Source organism: Massilia sp. W12 (assembly GCF_037300705.1).
GTDB lineage: Bacteria > Pseudomonadota > Gammaproteobacteria > Burkholderiales > Burkholderiaceae_D > JACPVY01.
On record NZ_CP147776.1, the window covers coordinates 2,926,175 to 2,942,564 of the forward strand.

A 16,390-nucleotide genomic window follows, 5' to 3' on the forward strand; every position below is an offset into this window, starting at 1 on the left:
TTAAATAAAATCAATCTTACATTAATTATGCACCTTCTTTTTGGAGGGATATCTCTTGAAAACATGCCCTCCATTTACACCAATCACACCGCCTCCGCCCCCGTCTCCCCGGTACGAATCCGGATCACCTGTTCCACATTTTGCACAAAAATCTTGCCGTCGCCGATTTTGCCGGTGCGGGCGGCTTTGATGATGGCGTCCACCACGGCGTCGCACATACTGTCATCAATCACGACTTCGATTTTCACCTTGGGCAGGAAATCGACTACATATTCCGCGCCGCGATACAGCTCGGTATGGCCTTTTTGCCGGCCAAAACCTTTGACTTCGGTCACGGTCAGGCCGGTGACATTCAATTCCGCCAGCGCTTCGCGCACTTCATCCAGTTTGAAGGGTTTGACAATGGCTGTGACTTGTTTCATTTTGCAATTCCTTAAAAAACCGCCGCACAATATGCGGCGGTATATAGATTAATCAGCGTAACGCTGCGTCACCGGGTAGCGCCAGTCGCGCCCGAAACCACGGTGAGTGATGCGGATGCCGATCGGCGCCTGGCGGCGTTTGTATTCATTGATGCGGATCAAGCGGGTCACGCGCGCCACATCCGCTTGCGTATATCCGGCGGCGATGATCTCGGCTTGCGAACGGTTTTCTTCCATAAACATTTGCATGATCGCATCCAGCACTTCATATGGCGGCAAGGAATCCTGATCGGTTTGATTCGGGCGCAATTCTGCGCTGGGGGCGCGCGTTAAAATCCGCTCAGGAATCACCTGCCCTTGCGCATTGCGCCAGGCGCACACGCGGTACACCAGGGTTTTGGCCAAATCTTTGATCACGGCAAAGCCGCCCGCCATATCGCCATACAGGGTGCAATAACCAACCGCCATTTCACTCTTATTGCCGGTGGTCAGCACAATGCTGCCGAATTTATTGGAAAGCGCCATTAACAGCGTGCCGCGTATGCGCGCCTGAATGTTTTCTTCGGTGGTGTCTTCTTTGCGGCCGGCAAACAGCGGCCCCAGCATGCCAGTGTAGATCTCCATGGCGTTTGCTATCGCAATTTCATCGTATTGCACGCCCAGGGTTTGCACCATTTCGCGCGAATCCAGCAGGGAAATTTCGGCGGTATAGGGGGATGGCATCATGACCGCGCGCACTTTGCCGGCGCCCAGCGCATCCACCGCCACCGCCAGCGTCAGGGCCGAATCAACGCCGCCGGAGAGGCCGATGATGGCGCCGGGAAAGCCGTTTTTGCCAACATAGTCGCGCACCCCGCACACCAGGGCTTGATACACCTGGGCTTCCACGGCCAGGTCCGGGGCCACGCTTTGCGGCGGGATGTGCGGTGCGGGATGCGGCTGGCCGACCGCGCTGGCCGGGGCCTCAAAGCGCACCAGCAGTTGGCCAGACTCAAATTGCGCCATGCGCGCCTTGACCTCGCCTTGCGCATCCAGCACAAATGAACCGCCGTCAAACACCAGTTCATCCTGTCCGCCCACCAGATTCACATACACCAGCGGCAAGCCGAGACTGGAAACATGTTCGCGCATCACCTGATAGCGCAAGTCTTGCTTATTCATGTGAAACGGCGAGCCGTTCGGCGCCAGCAGCACTTGCGCGCCGGCGGCGCGCGCGGCTGCCGGCGGGCCGGCAAACCAGCTGTCTTCACAAATATTCACGCCAAAGCGCATGCCTTTGACTTCAAACACCAGCGGCACATGGCCGGCGTCAAAATAGCGCTTTTCATCAAACACCGCATTATTCGGCAATTCCTGCTTGCAATACACGCCCAGCAAATGCCCTTCATGCAAGACCGAGACGGCGTTATACAGCTTGCCATCGCGCGCCAGGGGGTGGCCGACCAGCAGATGCAGGCCGCGTAATGCGCCGCACTGCTGCATTAATTCCTGCAGCTGGGCGGCGCAGGCGGCGATGAAGCCGGGACGCAATAACAGATCTTCCGGCGGATAGCCGGCCAGCGACAGCTCGGGCGTCACCAGAATATCCGCGCCGGCGGCATGCGCCTGCTCAGCTTGCTGGCGGATCAAGGCAGCATTCGCCGCCAAGGCCCCGACTGTGCTGTTGATTTGCGCTAAGGCCACTTGCACCGTGGCGGCTTGCTGCATTGCACCCATCAGTTCAATTCCTCCATGCGGATGCGGGTCACGGCGCCCAGCACGGTGGGTAAGCTTTGCATGCGCTCAATCGCCGCCAGCACATGTTTTTCGCGTGTCAAATGGGTCAGGATAATGATGTCGGTCTGGCTTTCGCCATCGCCCGGCTCTTTTTGCAGCATGGCGTCAATCGAGATATCGCCATCGGCCAGAATGCGGGTGATGTCGGCCAGCACGCCGGGCTGGTCTTTGACGCGCATGCGCAGATAGTAGCTGGTGCAAACTTCGCTCATCGGCACAATCTGGATATCGCTCATGGCGTCGGGCTGGAAGGCCAGATGCGGCACGCGGTGTTCCGGATCGGCGGTGGCTAAGCGGGTGATGTCAACCAGGTCGGCAATCACCGCCGAAGCGGTCGGCTCGGAACCTGCGCCTTTGCCATAGTAAAGTGTGGCGCCAACGGCGTCGCCCTGCACCAGCACGGCATTCATGGCCCCTTCGACATTCGCGATTAAGCGCTTGGCCGGAATCAGGGTCGGGTGCACGCGCAATTCAATCGCTTCCGCGCCCTGGTTTTGCACGCGCTTGGCGATGCCCAGCAGTTTGATGCGATAACCCAGCTGCTCGGCAAAGGCGATATCGCAGGATTGCAAACGGGTGATGCCTTCGACATAGGCTTTGTCAAATTGCACCGGAATGCCAAACGCAATCGCCGCCATCAGCGTGGCTTTGTGGGCGGCGTCCACGCCTTCGATATCAAAAGTCGGGTCGGCTTCGGCATAGCCCAGTTCCTGCGCCTGTTTTAAGACGCTGCCAAAGTCCAGACCTTTGTCGCGCATTTCAGAAAGAATGAAATTGGTGGTGCCATTGATGATGCCGGCCACCCATTGGATGCGGTTGGCGGTCAAGCCTTCGCGCAGCGCCTTGATGATGGGAATGCCGCCGGCCACCGCCGCTTCAAACGCGACCATCACGCCTTTATCTTGCGCGGCGCGGAAGATTTCATTGCCATGTGTGGCCAGCAGGGCTTTATTTGCCGTGACCACATGCTTGCCATTGGCGATTGCGGCCAGCACCAATTCTTTCGCAATGCCATAGCCGCCGATGAGTTCAATCACGATATCGATTTCGGGATCGTTGACCACTTGCCAGGCGTCCGCCACCACACGGCAGCGGCCTTGGGTAATTTCTGTTGCGCGCGTGGTGTTCAAGTCGGCCACCATTGCAATCTCAATCCCGCGCCCGGCGCGGCGCCGGATTTCTTCCTGGTTGCGATGCAGTACATTAAAGGTGCCGGTACCCACGGTACCGATGCCAAGCAGGCCGACTTTTACAGGTTTCATAAGCAATCAGTTCTCAAGTTGGATTCATCGTCCCCGCCACTTTACAGCGGGGTGGAAAGTTGATTGTAGCTGTGCGCCCGTTTGCTGGCAAACGGGCGCGGCAGGGTTGGCCTTCACCCGGGCCTCGATGCGCAGATCAGCATAGCGCGCGTGGCGCAACGGTTTGGCGCGGGCCGTTGCGCCATCCGCAGCGGCCTGCTTGCGGCTTAAGCCGTGCCGTGGCGTTTGCGGTAGTTATGTAAAAAGCGCGCGATACGGCCAAAAGCTTCGCTCAAATCATCGGTATTGGGTAAAAACACCACGCGGAAATGATCCGGCGCCACCCAGTTAAAGCCGGTGCCCTGCACGATCAGAATCTTTTCCTCGGCCAGCAATTCATAGGCGAATTCCTGGTCATCGCGGATCGGATAAATGCGCGGATCGAGCCGTGGGAACATATACAGCGCGGCCTTGGGTTTGACGCAGCTCACGCCCGGAATCTCGGTGAGCAGCTTGTGCGCCAGATCGCGCTGGCGCAGCAGGCGCCCGCCGGGGCCGACCAGATCTTCAATGCTCTGACGCCCGCCCAGCGCGGTTTGAATCGCAAACTGGCCCGGCGCATTCGCACACAAGCGCATCGAGGCCAGCATATTCAAGCCCTCGATATAGTCTTTGGCGTGGCGCTTTTCACCCGATACCACCATCCAGCCGGAACGGTAGCCGCAGGAACGGTAGTTTTTGGATAAGCCATTGAAGGTGATACACAGCACATCCGCAGCCAGCGACGCAATCGAGGTGTGTTGATGTCCGTCGTACAGGGTTTTGTCGTAGATTTCGTCGGCGAAAATCAGCAATTGATGCTGGCGCGCGACTTCGATGATTTGCAGCAGCAATTCGGTCGGATACAAGGCCCCGGTCGGATTGTTTGGATTGATGATGACAATCGCACGGGTATTGCTGGAGATTTTCTTTTTGATGTCTTCAATGTCCGGGTACCAGTCAGCCTGCTCATCGCAGACATAGTGCACCGGCCGCCCGCCGGACAGGCTGACCGCCGCCGTCCACAGCGGATAATCGGGGGCTGGCACCAGCACCTCGTCGCCGCTGTCCAAGAGCGCGTTCATGCTCATCACGATCAACTCAGAGACGCCATTGCCGATATACACATCGTCAATATCCACTCCTTCAATCCGCTTGCTCTGACAATATTGCACCACCGCCTTGCGCGGCGCGAACATGCCTTTGGAATCGGTATAACCGGCGGCATGCGGCAGATTGAGAATCATATCGTGCACAATTTCATCCGGCGGCTCAAAGCCGAACACTGCCAGATTGCCGATATTGAGTTTGATGATGCGGTGCCCCTCGTCTTCCATCTGGCGGGCTTTATCCAAAACCGGGCCGCGAATGTCGTAACAGACCTGGGCCAGCTTGCTCGATTTTTGTATGGTGCGCAAAATATCCTCTTCGTTTGCTTTGTTTTTTGCCCTGCGGCAGAGATTTTCAAAATCCCTGCCACGCATATCTTTTGACCGCAAGCGCTTTCCGTCACGCTTGCCCTGACGATGGTTTTGCCTAAAAACGGCTACAATTGCACGTTTTTGGCGTCGGGGCGGCGTAAATTTCCTGCCTGGAAAGCTTGAGTTTGCCTCATTTATAGCATGAATTCCGCTGCAATTTGGCGCGCCTGTGTGCGCTGCAGCAAGATTTTTTGACCGCAACCACCTATGAAATTGCATCAGACTGCCAGCAGCCATTATCAGACCGTGACCGGCTACGATGAGCTGGGCGTGCACATCAATGGCCAGCGCTATGCGCACAGCCTGCTGGTATTGCCGGAAATCGCGCCGGTGGCCTGGGCCGGCCCCAGTTTTGAAGCGCTGTGTGAAGACGATTTCGCCAGAATTGCCGCGCATCAGCCGGATCTGGTGATTTTAGGCACCGGCGCGCGCCAGCGTTTTATTCATCCGCGTTTGAGCGCTGCGCTGGCGGCGCAGCGCATCGGGGTCGAATGCATGGACAGCAAGGCGGCCTGCCGCACCTATAACATTTTGATGACTGAGGGCCGCAAAGTCGCCCTTGCTCTGATTCTCTGATTCTGTTTTTCTGATTTTTGCGGGATAGCCGATGCATTTGCAACAAATCACGCCACACAGTGCGCAAGCGCCGCACACCCCGCGTCACTGGCTGTGGGCGCTGTTGATCGTGTTTACCGTCGCCTGGTTCGCCATGCTTGATGCGCGCACCCTGGCCCCGACCGACGAGGGGCGCTACGCCGAAATGGCGCGCGAAATGTTAGTCACCGGCGATTGGGTCACGCCGCGCTTGAATGGCATCAAATATTTTTACAAGCCGCCGCTGCAAACCTGGATGAACGCCGCCACCTTCGCCGCTTTTGGTCTGGGTGAATGGCAGGCGCGCTTCTGGACCGGTTTGTGCGGCTATGCCGGCATTCTCTTAACCTTTTTAGCCGGGGCGCGGGTGTATGGGCAGCGCACCGGTCTGATCGCGGCGGCGATCCTGGCGGCTTGCTTCTGGTGGGCCGGGATGGGCCATATCAACACCCTGGACATGGGTTTATCCGGCCTGATGACGCTCTCTTTGATGGCGCTCTTGATTGCCCAGCGCGAAGGCGCCAGCGAGCGCGAACGCATGCGTTATATGCTGCTGTGCTGGGCCGGCATGGCCGGCGCCACCATGTCCAAAGGCTTGATCGGGATTGTTTTGCCCGGCGCCGTGCTGGTGTTGTACACCTTGATCACCCGCGACTGGGCGTTGTGGGGCCGGCTGTATCTGGGACGCGGCCTGCTGCTGTTTTTCGCCCTGTGCGCGCCCTGGTTTATTCTGGTTTCACTGCGCAACCCGGAATTTCCGCATTATTTCTTCATTCACGAACACTTTGAGCGCTTTTTGACCAAGGTGCACCAGCGCTACGGCCCCTGGTATTACTTCATCCCGCTGCTGATCATCGGCCTGCTGCCCTGGCTGGCGCTGTTGCCGGCGGCCTTGCGCGCAGGCTTCAAGCGCGACCCCGGGCGCTTTCAACCGCGCTTGATGCTGCTGATCTGGGGCGTATTCATTTTCTTCTTCTTCAGCTATTCCAGCTCCAAGCTGCCGTCTTATATTCTGCCGATTTTCCCGGCCCTGGCGCTGCTCCTGGCGCTGGCGGCGCAAGAAGCCAAACGCAGCCATTTGCTGGCCATGGCCGGCCTGCCGCTGTTGCTGGCCCTGATCGGCATGCCGTTTATCTCACGCATTCCGGAGCTGAATAAAATTCCAGCCGAAGCCGCAATCTACGCCGCCTTCGTGCCTTGGACCTGGGCCGCGCTGATCTGCCTGGGCGCCGGCGCCTTGCTGGCCATGCTGTGGCTGCTGAAAGACAGTCCGCGCATGCGCGAGCGCGCTGTGCTGGTGTTGGCGGTGGCCGGTTTTGCCTGGGGCCAATTGATGGTGCAAGGATCGGAGGCCGGCGGGCGTCACCGCGCAGGCATGGAAATCATTCCCGCCATGCAAGCCCAGCTGCGCCCGGAAATGAAGCTGTATGCCTTTGGCCTGTACGAACAATGCATCCCGTTTTATTTGCGCCGCACCATGGTGCAAGTCGAGCACAAAGATGAATTGGCGTTCGGCTTGAGCCAGGAGCCGCATTTATGGATTCCACATCGCGAAGCGTTTTTCAAGATCTGGCGCGAAGGCCCGCCGGCCATGATGCTGGCGCGCCCGGATGTGGCGCGCGCCTTGAAAGAACAGGGTTTGCCGCTGTGGACGGTGGCGGCGGACACCCGCCGCGTGGCCTTGATGAACCGCCCGCTGCCGGGCAAGGAATAAGCATGACGCTCTCAACCTTTGGCTTTATTTTCACCGGCATTTTATTAAACGCCATCGCCCAGCTGCTGCTCAAAGCCGGCACGCGCGCGGTGGGCGCAATTCATTTAAACGCCGACAACTGGCTGCAAACCGGCCTCACCTTGGCCACCCAATTGCCGATTATCGGCGGCTTGGCCTGCTATGTGCTGTCGGTGGTGGTGTGGATCATCGGCTTATCGCGCGTCGATGTCACCATCGCCTACCCCATGCTGTCGCTGGGCTATGTGGTAAACGCGGTGGGCGCGGTCTGGCTGTTGGGCGAACATCTTTCATGGCAGCGCATGCTGGCCATTTTCATTATTTTATGCGGGGTCGCCTTGTTGGCCCGCAGTTGAGGAGCACCGCTATGACATCTGAAACCCTGCCGGTTTTGCCGTTTTCCCGGCCCCATATCAGCGAAGAAGCGATTGCCGCCGTCGGCGCGGTATTGCGTTCAGGCTGGATCACCAGTGGCCCTAAAACCCAGGCTTTTGAAGCCGCCTTGTCTGAATGGTGCGGCGGGCGTCCGGTGCGCTGCTTCAATTCCGGCACCTGCACCATGGAAATCGCCTTGCGCATCGCCGGCATCGGGCCGGGCGATGAAGTGATCACCACCCCGATCAGCTGGGTCGCGACAGCAAATGTGATTCTGGAAGTCGGCGCCACCCCGGTGTTTGTCGATATTGATCCGCGCAGCCGTAATCTGGATTTAGACCAGGTCGAAGCCGCCATCACGCCGCGCACCAAGGCTCTGCTGCCGGTGTATCTGGCCGGCTTGCCGGTGGATATGGGCCGTTTGTACGATATCGCCCGGCGCCACCAGCTGCGCGTGGTGGAAGACGCGGCGCAAGCGCTCGGCTCACATTGGGACGGTCAGCATATTGGCGCTATCGGCGATATGGTTTCTTTCAGCTTCCAGGCCAATAAAAATCTCACCACCGCTGAAGGCGGCTGCCTGGTGTTAAACAATGCCGAAGAAGCCAGGCTGGCGGAAAAATACCGTCTGCAAGGCGTCACGCGCGGCGGCTATGATCAGATTGATTGCGATGTGCTGGGCGGCAAATACAATATGACTGATGTGGCGGCGGTGATCGGCCTGGATCAAATCGGCCAGCTCGACGCCATCAACGCCCACCGCGCCCGTCTGGCGCAACATTATTACGACTGCTTTGGCGCGGATTTCACTGAAAAAACCGGGGCCGTCTTGCCGCTGCCGGCGTTTGGCCAGAGCAATTGGCATTTATTCCAGCTCGAATTGCCATCCCATATTGAACGCGCCGCCTTCATGCAACGCATGCTGGACGAATTCAAGATTTTCCTGGGCTTTCATTACGCTCCCATCCATTTGTTCAGCCTGTACCGGGCGCGCGGCTTTCACGCCGGCATGTTCCCGCACGCTGAGCGCTACGGGCGGCAAAATGTCAGCCTGCCGATGTTCAACACCCTGGACACTGCCGGCGTGGAGCGCACCGTGGCCGCGATCAAGCAGATTTTGTGTGCATGAAAGGCGGCATGATGTCTGAAAGCATGAACACCGGCTTAGCTTTATCGGTGGTAATTCCGGTCTATAACGAAGAAGCCGGCCTGGACAAGCTGTTTGCGCGCTTGTATCCGGCGCTGGACGCCTTGCAAATCACGTATGAAATTCTGTTTGTCAACGATGGCAGCCGCGACCGTTCGCCGCAAATCCTGGCCGATCAGTTCCGCGCCCGCCCCGATGTCACGCGGGTGGTGCTGTTAAGCGGTAATTTCGGCCAGCATATGGCGATTTTGTCCGGCTTTGCCGCCGCCCGTGGCGATGTGGTGGTGACGCTGGACGCGGACTTGCAAAACCCGCCGGAAGAAATCGGCAATCTGCTGGCCAAGATGCGCGAGGGACATGATTATGTCGGTTCAATCCGGCGCAAGCGGCACGATGTGATGTGGCGCACCATGGCGTCGCGCGCGATGAACCGGCTGCGCGAAAAAATCACCCGCATCAAAATCACCGACCAGGGCAATATGCTGCGCGCGTATGGCCGCAATGTGGTGAACTTGATCAATCAGTGCGGCGAAGTCAACACCTTTGTGCCGGCCTTGGCCTACAGTTTTGCGCGCAACCCGGCGGAAATCGTGGTCGAACACGAAGAGCGCGCCGCCGGCGAATCCAAGTACTCGCTGTACAGCCTGATCCGCCTCAATTTCGACTTGATGACCGGCTTTTCGCTGATGCCGCTGCAAGTCTTTTCCATGCTCGGCATGCTCTTAGCCGCAGGCTCAGCCGCACTCTTTGTGCTGCTCTTGATCCGCCGCTTTGTGCTGGGCGCGGAAGCGGAAGGCTTATTCACCCTGTTCGCCCTGACCTTCTTTTTCATGGGCGTGATTTTGTTTGGCATCGGCCTGGTGGGCGAGTATGTGGGACGCATCTACATGCAAGTGCGGGCGCGCCCGCGCTATGTGGTGCAAACCATTTTGCAGCAAGACTCGACCGAAGAGGATGTCGTCCCGCAACCCGGACAAAGGAGGCGCGCATGACGCCGCAGAACACGCCACGCTACCGCCGCGCGGTGGTGTTTGCCTATCACAATGTCGGCCTGCGCTGCCTGCAAGTGCTGCTGGCGCAAGGCGTCGAAGTGCTGCTGGTGGTGACACACCAGGACGATCCGCGCGAAAACCGCTGGTTTGGCTCCGTCGCCGCGCTGTGCGCTGAGCGCGGCCTGCCCTGCATCATGCCGGACAAACCGGATCAAGCCTTGTATGAACAGGTGGCGGCGCTCGCGCCGGACATGATTTTCAGCTTTTATTACCGCCATATGCTGGCCCCGGAATTACTGGCCTTGGCCCCCGGCGGAGCCTGGAATATGCATGGCTCGCTGCTGCCCAAATACCGTGGCCGCGTGCCGGTGAATTGGGCCGTGCTGCATGGCGAAACCGAAACCGGCATGAGCTTGCACGCGATGCACGCGAAGCCCGACGCCGGCCCCTTGGCAGGACAGGTCAGCGTGCCGATTCTGCCGGATGACACCGCGTTTGAAGTGTTTGGCAAACTGACTGTGGCGGCGGAACAATTGCTGTGGCGTGAATTGCCCTATCTGTGCGCAGGCAGCCCGCGTTTGTGCGACAACCCGATTGCGCAAGGCAGTTATTTCGGCGGCCGCACCCCGGAAATGGGACGCATTGATTGGCGTTTGCCGGCGCAAGCGGTGTACAACCTGCACCGCGCGGTGGCGCCGCCCTACCCTGGCGCGTTTTGTCAGCTGGGGCCGCAGCGCCTGATTCTGCAAAGCGCCCGCCTGCTGCCGCCAAGTCAGGCGCAACACCCCGAGCTGTGTCAATACCTGAGCTGCGGCCTGCATGTGCGCGCCAACCAGATTTACGGCGTATGCGGCGATGGCGGCGCGCTGCTGATTCACAGCTTGCATGATGCGCAAGGCGCTGCAGTCAGCGCAGCGCAATTGGCGGCCTGGCTGGTGCATTACCCGCAAGGCCCCGTGGATTAAACAGCGTCCCCCTTTCATCACAGAATTTAACCAGAGTAGAAAGCGAACTATGAAAAAAATACTGATCCTGGGCATCAATGGTTTCATCGGCCACCACCTGGCCGAACGCATTTTGCAAGACACTGACTGGGTGATCCACAGCATGGATATCAATGCTGACCGGATTGGGCATTTGCTTGGCAACCCCGAATACAAAAACCGCCTGCACTTTTTTGAAGGCGATATCACCATCCATAAAGAATGGATGGAATATCACGTCAAAAAATGCGATGTGATTTTGCCGCTGGTGGCCATCGCCACCCCATCCACCTATGTGCAACAGCCTTTGCGCGTGTTTGAACTCGATTTTGAAGCCAATCTGCCGATCGTGCGCTGGGCCGCGCAATATGGCAAACACCTGGTCTTCCCTTCCACCTCGGAAGTGTACGGCATGTGCCATGACGAGGAATTTGACCCGGACAGCTCGGAATTGATTTGCGGCCCGATCAACAAACCGCGCTGGATTTACTCCTGCGCCAAGCAATTGATGGATCGCGTGATCTGGGGTTATGGCATGGAAGGCTTGAAATTCACCCTGTTCCGTCCCTTCAACTGGATCGGCTCCGGGCTGGACACCATCCACAGTGCAAAACAGGGTTCTGCGCGCGTGGTCAGCCAGTTTTATGGCCACATCCTGCGCGGCGAACCGATCCAATTGGTCGGCGGCGGCGTGCAAAAACGCGCCTTCACCCACGTCGATGACGGCATCGCCGCGCTGATGAAAATCATCGCCAATGAAAACGGCGTGGCCAACGGCAAAATCTACAACATCGGCAACCCCGGCAATAACCACTCGATCCGCACGCTGGCGCAAATGATGCTGGATCTGGCCAAGCAATATCCGGGGCTGGCGCAAAACGCCGCCAAGGTGCAATTACAAGAGACCAGCGCCGACGCCTACTACGGCAAGGGCTATCAAGACGTGCAAAACCGGGTGCCGAAGATCAGCAACACTTGCGAAGAACTGAATTGGCAGCCGCAAGTCAGCATGGAGCAAGCCTTGAAACGCATTTTTGACACTTACCAGGCGCTGTAAGCATGCCCAAACTGGTATTGAAAATCGATGTGGATACCTGGCGCGGCACGCAGGAAGGCGTGCCGGCCTTGATGCGCATGCTGCAACGCCAGCGCGCCGGGGCCAGTTTTTTATTTTCGCTCGGCCCGGACCATACCGGCTGGGCCATGAAACGCGCCTTGCGTCCGGGATTTTTTTCCAAAGTCTCGCGCACCTCGGTGCTTGAACACTACGGCCTGAAAACCCTGATGTACGGCGTCTTGCTGCCGGGGCCGGACATCGGCGCCGGCAGCCGCGATATTTTGCGCGAAGTCTATCGCAGCGGCTTTGAATGCGGCATCCATTGCTGGGATCATGTGCGCTGGCAAGACAATGTGCGGCGCAAAGATGAAGCCTGGACGCGCAAACAAATGGATTTGGCGCGCGCGCGTTTCGCCGAGATTTTTTTACGCGAAGCGCACACCCACGGCGCCGCCGGCTGGCAAATGAACAGCCATGCGCTGGCGCTGGAAGACGAGGCCGGCATGCGTTACGCCTCGGACAGCCGGGCCAGATTGCGCGAAGACGGCTGGCTGGCAGACCCGGCAGCCGGGCCGCACCGCTTAATCGCCGATGGCCGCCGCCTGTCTTGCGTCCAGCTGCCCACCACCCTGCCCACGCTGGATGAATTGCTGGGGGTGGAAATGCCGGACGGGGCTGGCGGCGCCGTCTTGCTTACGCCGGAAAATATCGCCGCCTGGATCTTGCGCCTGACCGCGCCCGGCGCACAGTACCGCGACCATGTGTACACCCTGCACGCCGAACTGGAGGGGCAGAAATTATCCGGCGTCTTCTTGCAATTATTGCAAGGATGGCAAGAGCAGGGCTATCATCTGACCAGCATGCGCGAGCTGTATGAACAGGTGGCGGATCAGGCTTTGCCGGAGCAAGCGCTGCAATGGGGTGAATTGCCGGGCCGTTCCGGTGAAATGCTGCTGGCCTGAAGCAGGGAATCGCGCCATTTACGCGCAAAATCGCGAAAGCGGCGCCATTCCCGGCTACAATTTGCTTAGCTGATTTTGCCGGCTCGCCAGCCGGCTTCACTATCCAAGGAGAACTGTGTGGCTGACAGCCCGAGTATGCCCAAGCTGCCCGATTTCAGCGCCGCGATCACAGGCGAACCCGCCACCTTCCGCCCGGCTGACTTGAACGGGGACAAGCTTATTCTGTATTTCTACCCGAAAGACAATACCCCGGGTTGCACCACGGAAGCCATGCAATTCCGCGACTTGCATGCGCAATTCCAGGCCGCCGGCTGCCGCATCATCGGCGTCAGCCGCGACAGCCTGCGCTCACACGAGGGTTTCCGCAAAAAACTGGAGCTGCCGTTTCATCTGATTTCAGATCCGGATGAAAGCCTGTGCCTGCAGTTTGGCGTGATGAAACTGAAAAAAATGTATGGCAAAGAAGTGCGCGGCATAGAACGCTCCACTTTTTTGTTCGGCCCGGATGGCGTCTTACTGCGTGAATGGCGCGGCGTGCGCGTGCCTGGCCATGTGGAAGAAGTTTTGCAAGCCGCGCAGGCTTAACGCGCCTGACAGCCGCACGCACGCTTGCGGCTTGACCGGCTTTTCAATCAACCGGCGCGTCAGTCGCGCCGCATCGTATCGAGGTTCGCATGCCCTTGCCAAAAATGCCCTCCAAGCCCGCCAGCGTGCTTGATCCCACTGAATATGGCGCCGTTGCGCCGGCAAAGCGCAAGGCTGATAAAACTGCGGCAAAGCCCGCCGCCAAGGCTGGCAAAAATGCCGCGCCAAGCGTAAAAAACACCGCCGCGCCCAAGGCGCAAACCGCACAGCCGGCGCCGGTGAGCAGCGCGGCCCCGGCCCCGCAAAAAGCCGCCACGCCGCGCAAGCGCAGCAGCAGTCCGGCCGCGACAGAAAAACCGCAAGCCGCGCCAGCGGCAAGCCCGATAGCCGCACCGGCGCAACTGAGTGCGCCGGAAAGCACGCCGGCGCCGACCAAGCGCAGCGCGGTATCGCGCCGTCATGCGCCGGGCGTGCAAAAATCCGCGCCCAGCCGCGCCGCCGACAAATCCGGCCAAAGCAAGCTGTTTGTGCTCGACACCAATGTCTTGATGCACGACCCCACTTCCCTGTTCCGCTTTGAGGAACATGATGTGTACCTGCCCATGATCACGCTGGAAGAGCTGGATGATCATAAAAAAGGCATGTCAGAAGTGGCGCGCAATGCGCGCCAAGTCTCGCGCACGCTGGACGCCCTGATTGGCGGCGTCAGTGAAGAAGCGATTGAATCGGGCTTGCCGCTGTCCAAGCTGGGCAATAAAGACGCCAAGGGCCGTTTATTCTTCCAAACCCGCTTGAAAGTGGATCAGACCCCGCTCGGCCTGCCAGCCGGCAAGGCGGATAATCAGATTCTGTCCGTGGTGCGCGCGCTGGAAGGCGATTTTCCGGGACGTGCGATTGTGCTGGTGTCAAAAGACATCAATATGCGCATTAAAGCGCGCGCACTGGGCTTGCCGGCGGAAGATTATTTCAACGACCACGTACTGGAAGACACCGATCTGCTGTATTCCGGGATTGTCGCCCTGCCTGAGGATTTCTGGGCCAAACATGGCAAGAATATGGAGTCCTGGAGCAAGAATGAGAATGGCGCGGCAGCCACCTGGTACCGCGTCAGCGGGCCGCTGATTCCGTCTCTGCAAGTCAATCAATTTGCTTATCTGGAGCCGAAAAATGGCGAAGCGCCATTACAGGTGCAGATCAAGAAATTGAATGGCAAAACCGCAGAACTGAAAACCCTGCGCGATTTTTCGCACACCAAGAACAATGTCTGGGGCATCACCGCGCGCAACCGCGAACAAAATTTCGCGCTCAATCTGCTGATGGACCCGGAATGCGATTTTGTCAGCCTGTTAGGTCAAGCCGGCACCGGTAAAACCTTGCTGGCCCTGGCCGCCGGCCTGTCCCAGGTGCTGGATGTCAAGCGCTACAATGAAATCATCGTCACCCGCGTCACCGTGCCGGTGGGCGAAGACATCGGTTTTCTGCCGGGTACGGAAGAAGAAAAAATGTCACCCTGGATGGGCGCATTTGACGACAATCTGGAAGTGTTGAACCGGGGCGACGCCGAAGGCGGCGACTTTGGCCGCCACACCAGTAATGATTTTCTGCGCTCCAAGATCAAAATCAAGTCGCTCAACTTCATGCGCGGCCGCACCTTTGTCAACAAGTTTGTGATCATTGACGAGGCGCAAAACTTAACGCCCAAGCAAATCAAAACCCTGATCACGCGCGCAGGTCCGGGCACCAAGATTGTCTGCCTGGGCAATATCGCACAGATTGACACGCCCTATCTGACCGAAGGTTCAAGCGGCCTGACCTATGTGGTGGACCGCTTCAAAGGCTGGGAACATGGCGGCCACGTCACCCTGGCGCGCGGCGAACGCTCACGCTTGGCGGATTATGCGAGCGATGTGTTGTGATGCTTGCTGAAAAGCGTTTTTCTGATTGAAAAAATCCCCGCCAAGTGCGGGGATTTTTTTCGGGCAGACGCCTGCATGCGGCAGAAAGAATCTCTCGGCGCAGCTGCATGGACTAAAAGAAAAAGGCTGCGCACGGCAGCCTTTTTCATGCAATGTGCAAGATCAGCGCACTTCGCAGTTCACGTCCTTTTTTTGCTCCGTATTTCTGGCGCCGGGGGCGGTGCTGGCGTTAAATCCGGGCGGCGGGTTGAATTGGATGCCAGGGTTTTGCGGCACAATCACCGGGGCTTGCACCACGCTGCCGGAAAAGCCGAATTGACCGGCGGCGAATTGCTGCACGCCGCCGCGATTGCTGAGCTGAATCAAGCCGTCGATCACATGCACATACAAACCGGGGCTAAGACCGCTGCCGCCATTGCCTGGGTTGATTTGCGCTAACTGCAGCGGAGTGCGCTCTGGAACCGGGCCTTGCCAGTCCAGGCTGGCGATCTGGTATTGCACCGCCAGCGGCTGCACGCCGGGGCCGCCATAATTGTCGTAGGCGGAACCGGACACCCCCAGCGCTGCACGATCCGCCGGACTGAGCCAGGCCACACTGGCGGCTTGCCAGGCGGCCAAGGCCGGGTCCTGCTGCACATCTTCCGGCGCCACATAATCGGCAATGAAGGTGGTGCCGCGAATGCCAATAGTGGCGGTGGGCGTATTCAAGCTGTAGCGCTCTTTATTGCGCTTGCCCAGCAAACCGGTGATCGAGCGCAAACCGCCTTTGATCAGGGACAATACTGCGCTGTCTTCCTGTGGCCGGGTTTCGTCATACACAAAATTGTTGACGCGAAACTGCGAGTTCGGCTTCAGAGTGACTTCGCTATTGTCCACAAACTTGATGCGGGCATAGGTGTTCTTTTCGCTGATCAGGGTGTCGCCCTGCTCAACTTCAGAACGGTTGGTCAGGATTTTGACGCTGCCGTCCACTTTCTGCGCCAACAGCGGGCCGCTGACGTTGAGCACGGTGCCCACCACCTGCGCCGCCAGCGCTTGTCCGATGCCGGCCAGCCACAGGCCGCACAGGACGGCAGACAAGCGCATGC

Annotated in this window: 15 protein-coding genes; 10 read left to right on the top strand and 5 right to left on the bottom strand. The window is 58.7% G+C overall.

Going from position 1 to position 16,390, the window contains the following annotated elements; translation table 11 throughout:
* Nucleotides 1-83: 83 nt before the first annotated feature.
* The 4 genes from V8J88_RS11695 to V8J88_RS11710 all read right to left on the bottom strand — a co-directional run bounded on the left by V8J88_RS11695 (nt 84) and on the right by V8J88_RS11710 (nt 4,896).
* Entirely contained in the window at nt 84-422 is a 339-nt protein-coding gene (locus V8J88_RS11695; RefSeq protein WP_338849712.1) for a P-II family nitrogen regulator, read from the bottom strand.
* A gap of 48 nt (nt 423-470) precedes the next feature.
* The gene (locus tag V8J88_RS11700; protein ID WP_338849713.1) at nt 471-2,138 is read right to left on the bottom strand and encodes an NAD+ synthase; all 1,668 of its coding nucleotides are present in this window, start codon (nt 2,136-2,138) and stop codon (nt 471-473) included.
* Entirely contained in the window at nt 2,138-3,460 is a 1,323-nt protein-coding gene (locus V8J88_RS11705) for a homoserine dehydrogenase (protein WP_338849714.1), read from the bottom strand. Before V8J88_RS11705 ends, V8J88_RS11700 begins: the two co-directional genes overlap by 1 nt.
* A gap of 206 nt (nt 3,461-3,666) precedes the next feature.
* Nucleotides 3,667-4,896 carry a pyridoxal phosphate-dependent aminotransferase gene (locus V8J88_RS11710; protein WP_338849715.1) on the bottom strand — a complete coding sequence of 410 codons (1,230 nt, stop codon included), beginning with the start codon at nt 4,894-4,896 and terminating at the stop codon, nt 3,667-3,669.
* A gap of 270 nt (nt 4,897-5,166) precedes the next feature.
* On the opposite strand from V8J88_RS11710, the gene V8J88_RS11715 reads away from it, so the two are divergent.
* The 10 genes from V8J88_RS11715 (at nt 5,167) to V8J88_RS11760 (ending at nt 15,302) form a co-directional block, all read left to right on the top strand.
* Nucleotides 5,167-5,535 (top strand): Mth938-like domain-containing protein, encoded by a 369-nt coding sequence (locus V8J88_RS11715; RefSeq protein WP_338849716.1) that lies wholly within the window; start codon nt 5,167-5,169, stop codon nt 5,533-5,535.
* A 31-nt stretch (nt 5,536-5,566) separates the two neighbouring features.
* Complete coding sequence (locus V8J88_RS11720; RefSeq protein ID WP_338849717.1) at nt 5,567-7,267, top strand: glycosyltransferase family 39 protein; 1,701 nt, start codon at nt 5,567-5,569, stop codon at nt 7,265-7,267.
* A gap of 2 nt (nt 7,268-7,269) precedes the next feature.
* On the top strand, nt 7,270-7,641 hold the full coding sequence (locus V8J88_RS11725) for an EamA family transporter (protein ID WP_338849718.1): 372 nt from the start codon (nt 7,270-7,272) through the stop codon (nt 7,639-7,641).
* 11 nt (nt 7,642-7,652) lie between these two features.
* The gene (locus V8J88_RS11730) at nt 7,653-8,789 is read left to right on the top strand and encodes a DegT/DnrJ/EryC1/StrS aminotransferase family protein (protein WP_338849720.1); all 1,137 of its coding nucleotides are present in this window, start codon (nt 7,653-7,655) and stop codon (nt 8,787-8,789) included.
* A gap of 8 nt (nt 8,790-8,797) precedes the next feature.
* On the top strand, nt 8,798-9,799 hold the full coding sequence (locus tag V8J88_RS11735) for a glycosyltransferase (protein WP_338849721.1): 1,002 nt from the start codon (nt 8,798-8,800) through the stop codon (nt 9,797-9,799).
* Entirely contained in the window at nt 9,796-10,764 is a 969-nt protein-coding gene (locus tag V8J88_RS11740) for a formyltransferase (RefSeq protein ID WP_338849722.1), read from the top strand. The genes V8J88_RS11735 and V8J88_RS11740 overlap by 4 nt, the downstream gene beginning before the upstream one ends.
* A 49-nt stretch (nt 10,765-10,813) precedes the next feature.
* A complete protein-coding gene (locus tag V8J88_RS11745; RefSeq protein ID WP_338849724.1) occupies nt 10,814-11,839 on the top strand; it encodes a bifunctional UDP-4-keto-pentose/UDP-xylose synthase in 1,026 nt (341 codons plus the stop codon).
* Nucleotides 11,840-11,841: 2 nt separating this feature from the next.
* Nucleotides 11,842-12,801: a xylanase gene (locus tag V8J88_RS11750; protein ID WP_338849725.1), complete on the top strand. Its 960-nt coding sequence runs from the start codon at nt 11,842-11,844 to the stop codon at nt 12,799-12,801.
* Nucleotides 12,802-12,936: 135 nt separating this feature from the next.
* Entirely contained in the window at nt 12,937-13,386 is a 450-nt protein-coding gene (locus V8J88_RS11755; RefSeq protein ID WP_338849874.1) for a peroxiredoxin, read from the top strand.
* Between the two features lie 89 nt (nt 13,387-13,475).
* Nucleotides 13,476-15,302, top strand: coding sequence for a PhoH family protein (locus tag V8J88_RS11760; RefSeq protein ID WP_338849726.1), 1,827 nt, complete (start codon nt 13,476-13,478; stop codon nt 15,300-15,302).
* 162 nt (nt 15,303-15,464) lie between these two features.
* Here the strand turns inward: V8J88_RS11760 and V8J88_RS11765 are convergent, their stop codons facing one another.
* Entirely contained in the window at nt 15,465-16,388 is a 924-nt protein-coding gene (locus tag V8J88_RS11765) for a FecR family protein (protein ID WP_338849727.1), read from the bottom strand.
* Nucleotides 16,389-16,390 lie beyond the last annotated feature (2 nt).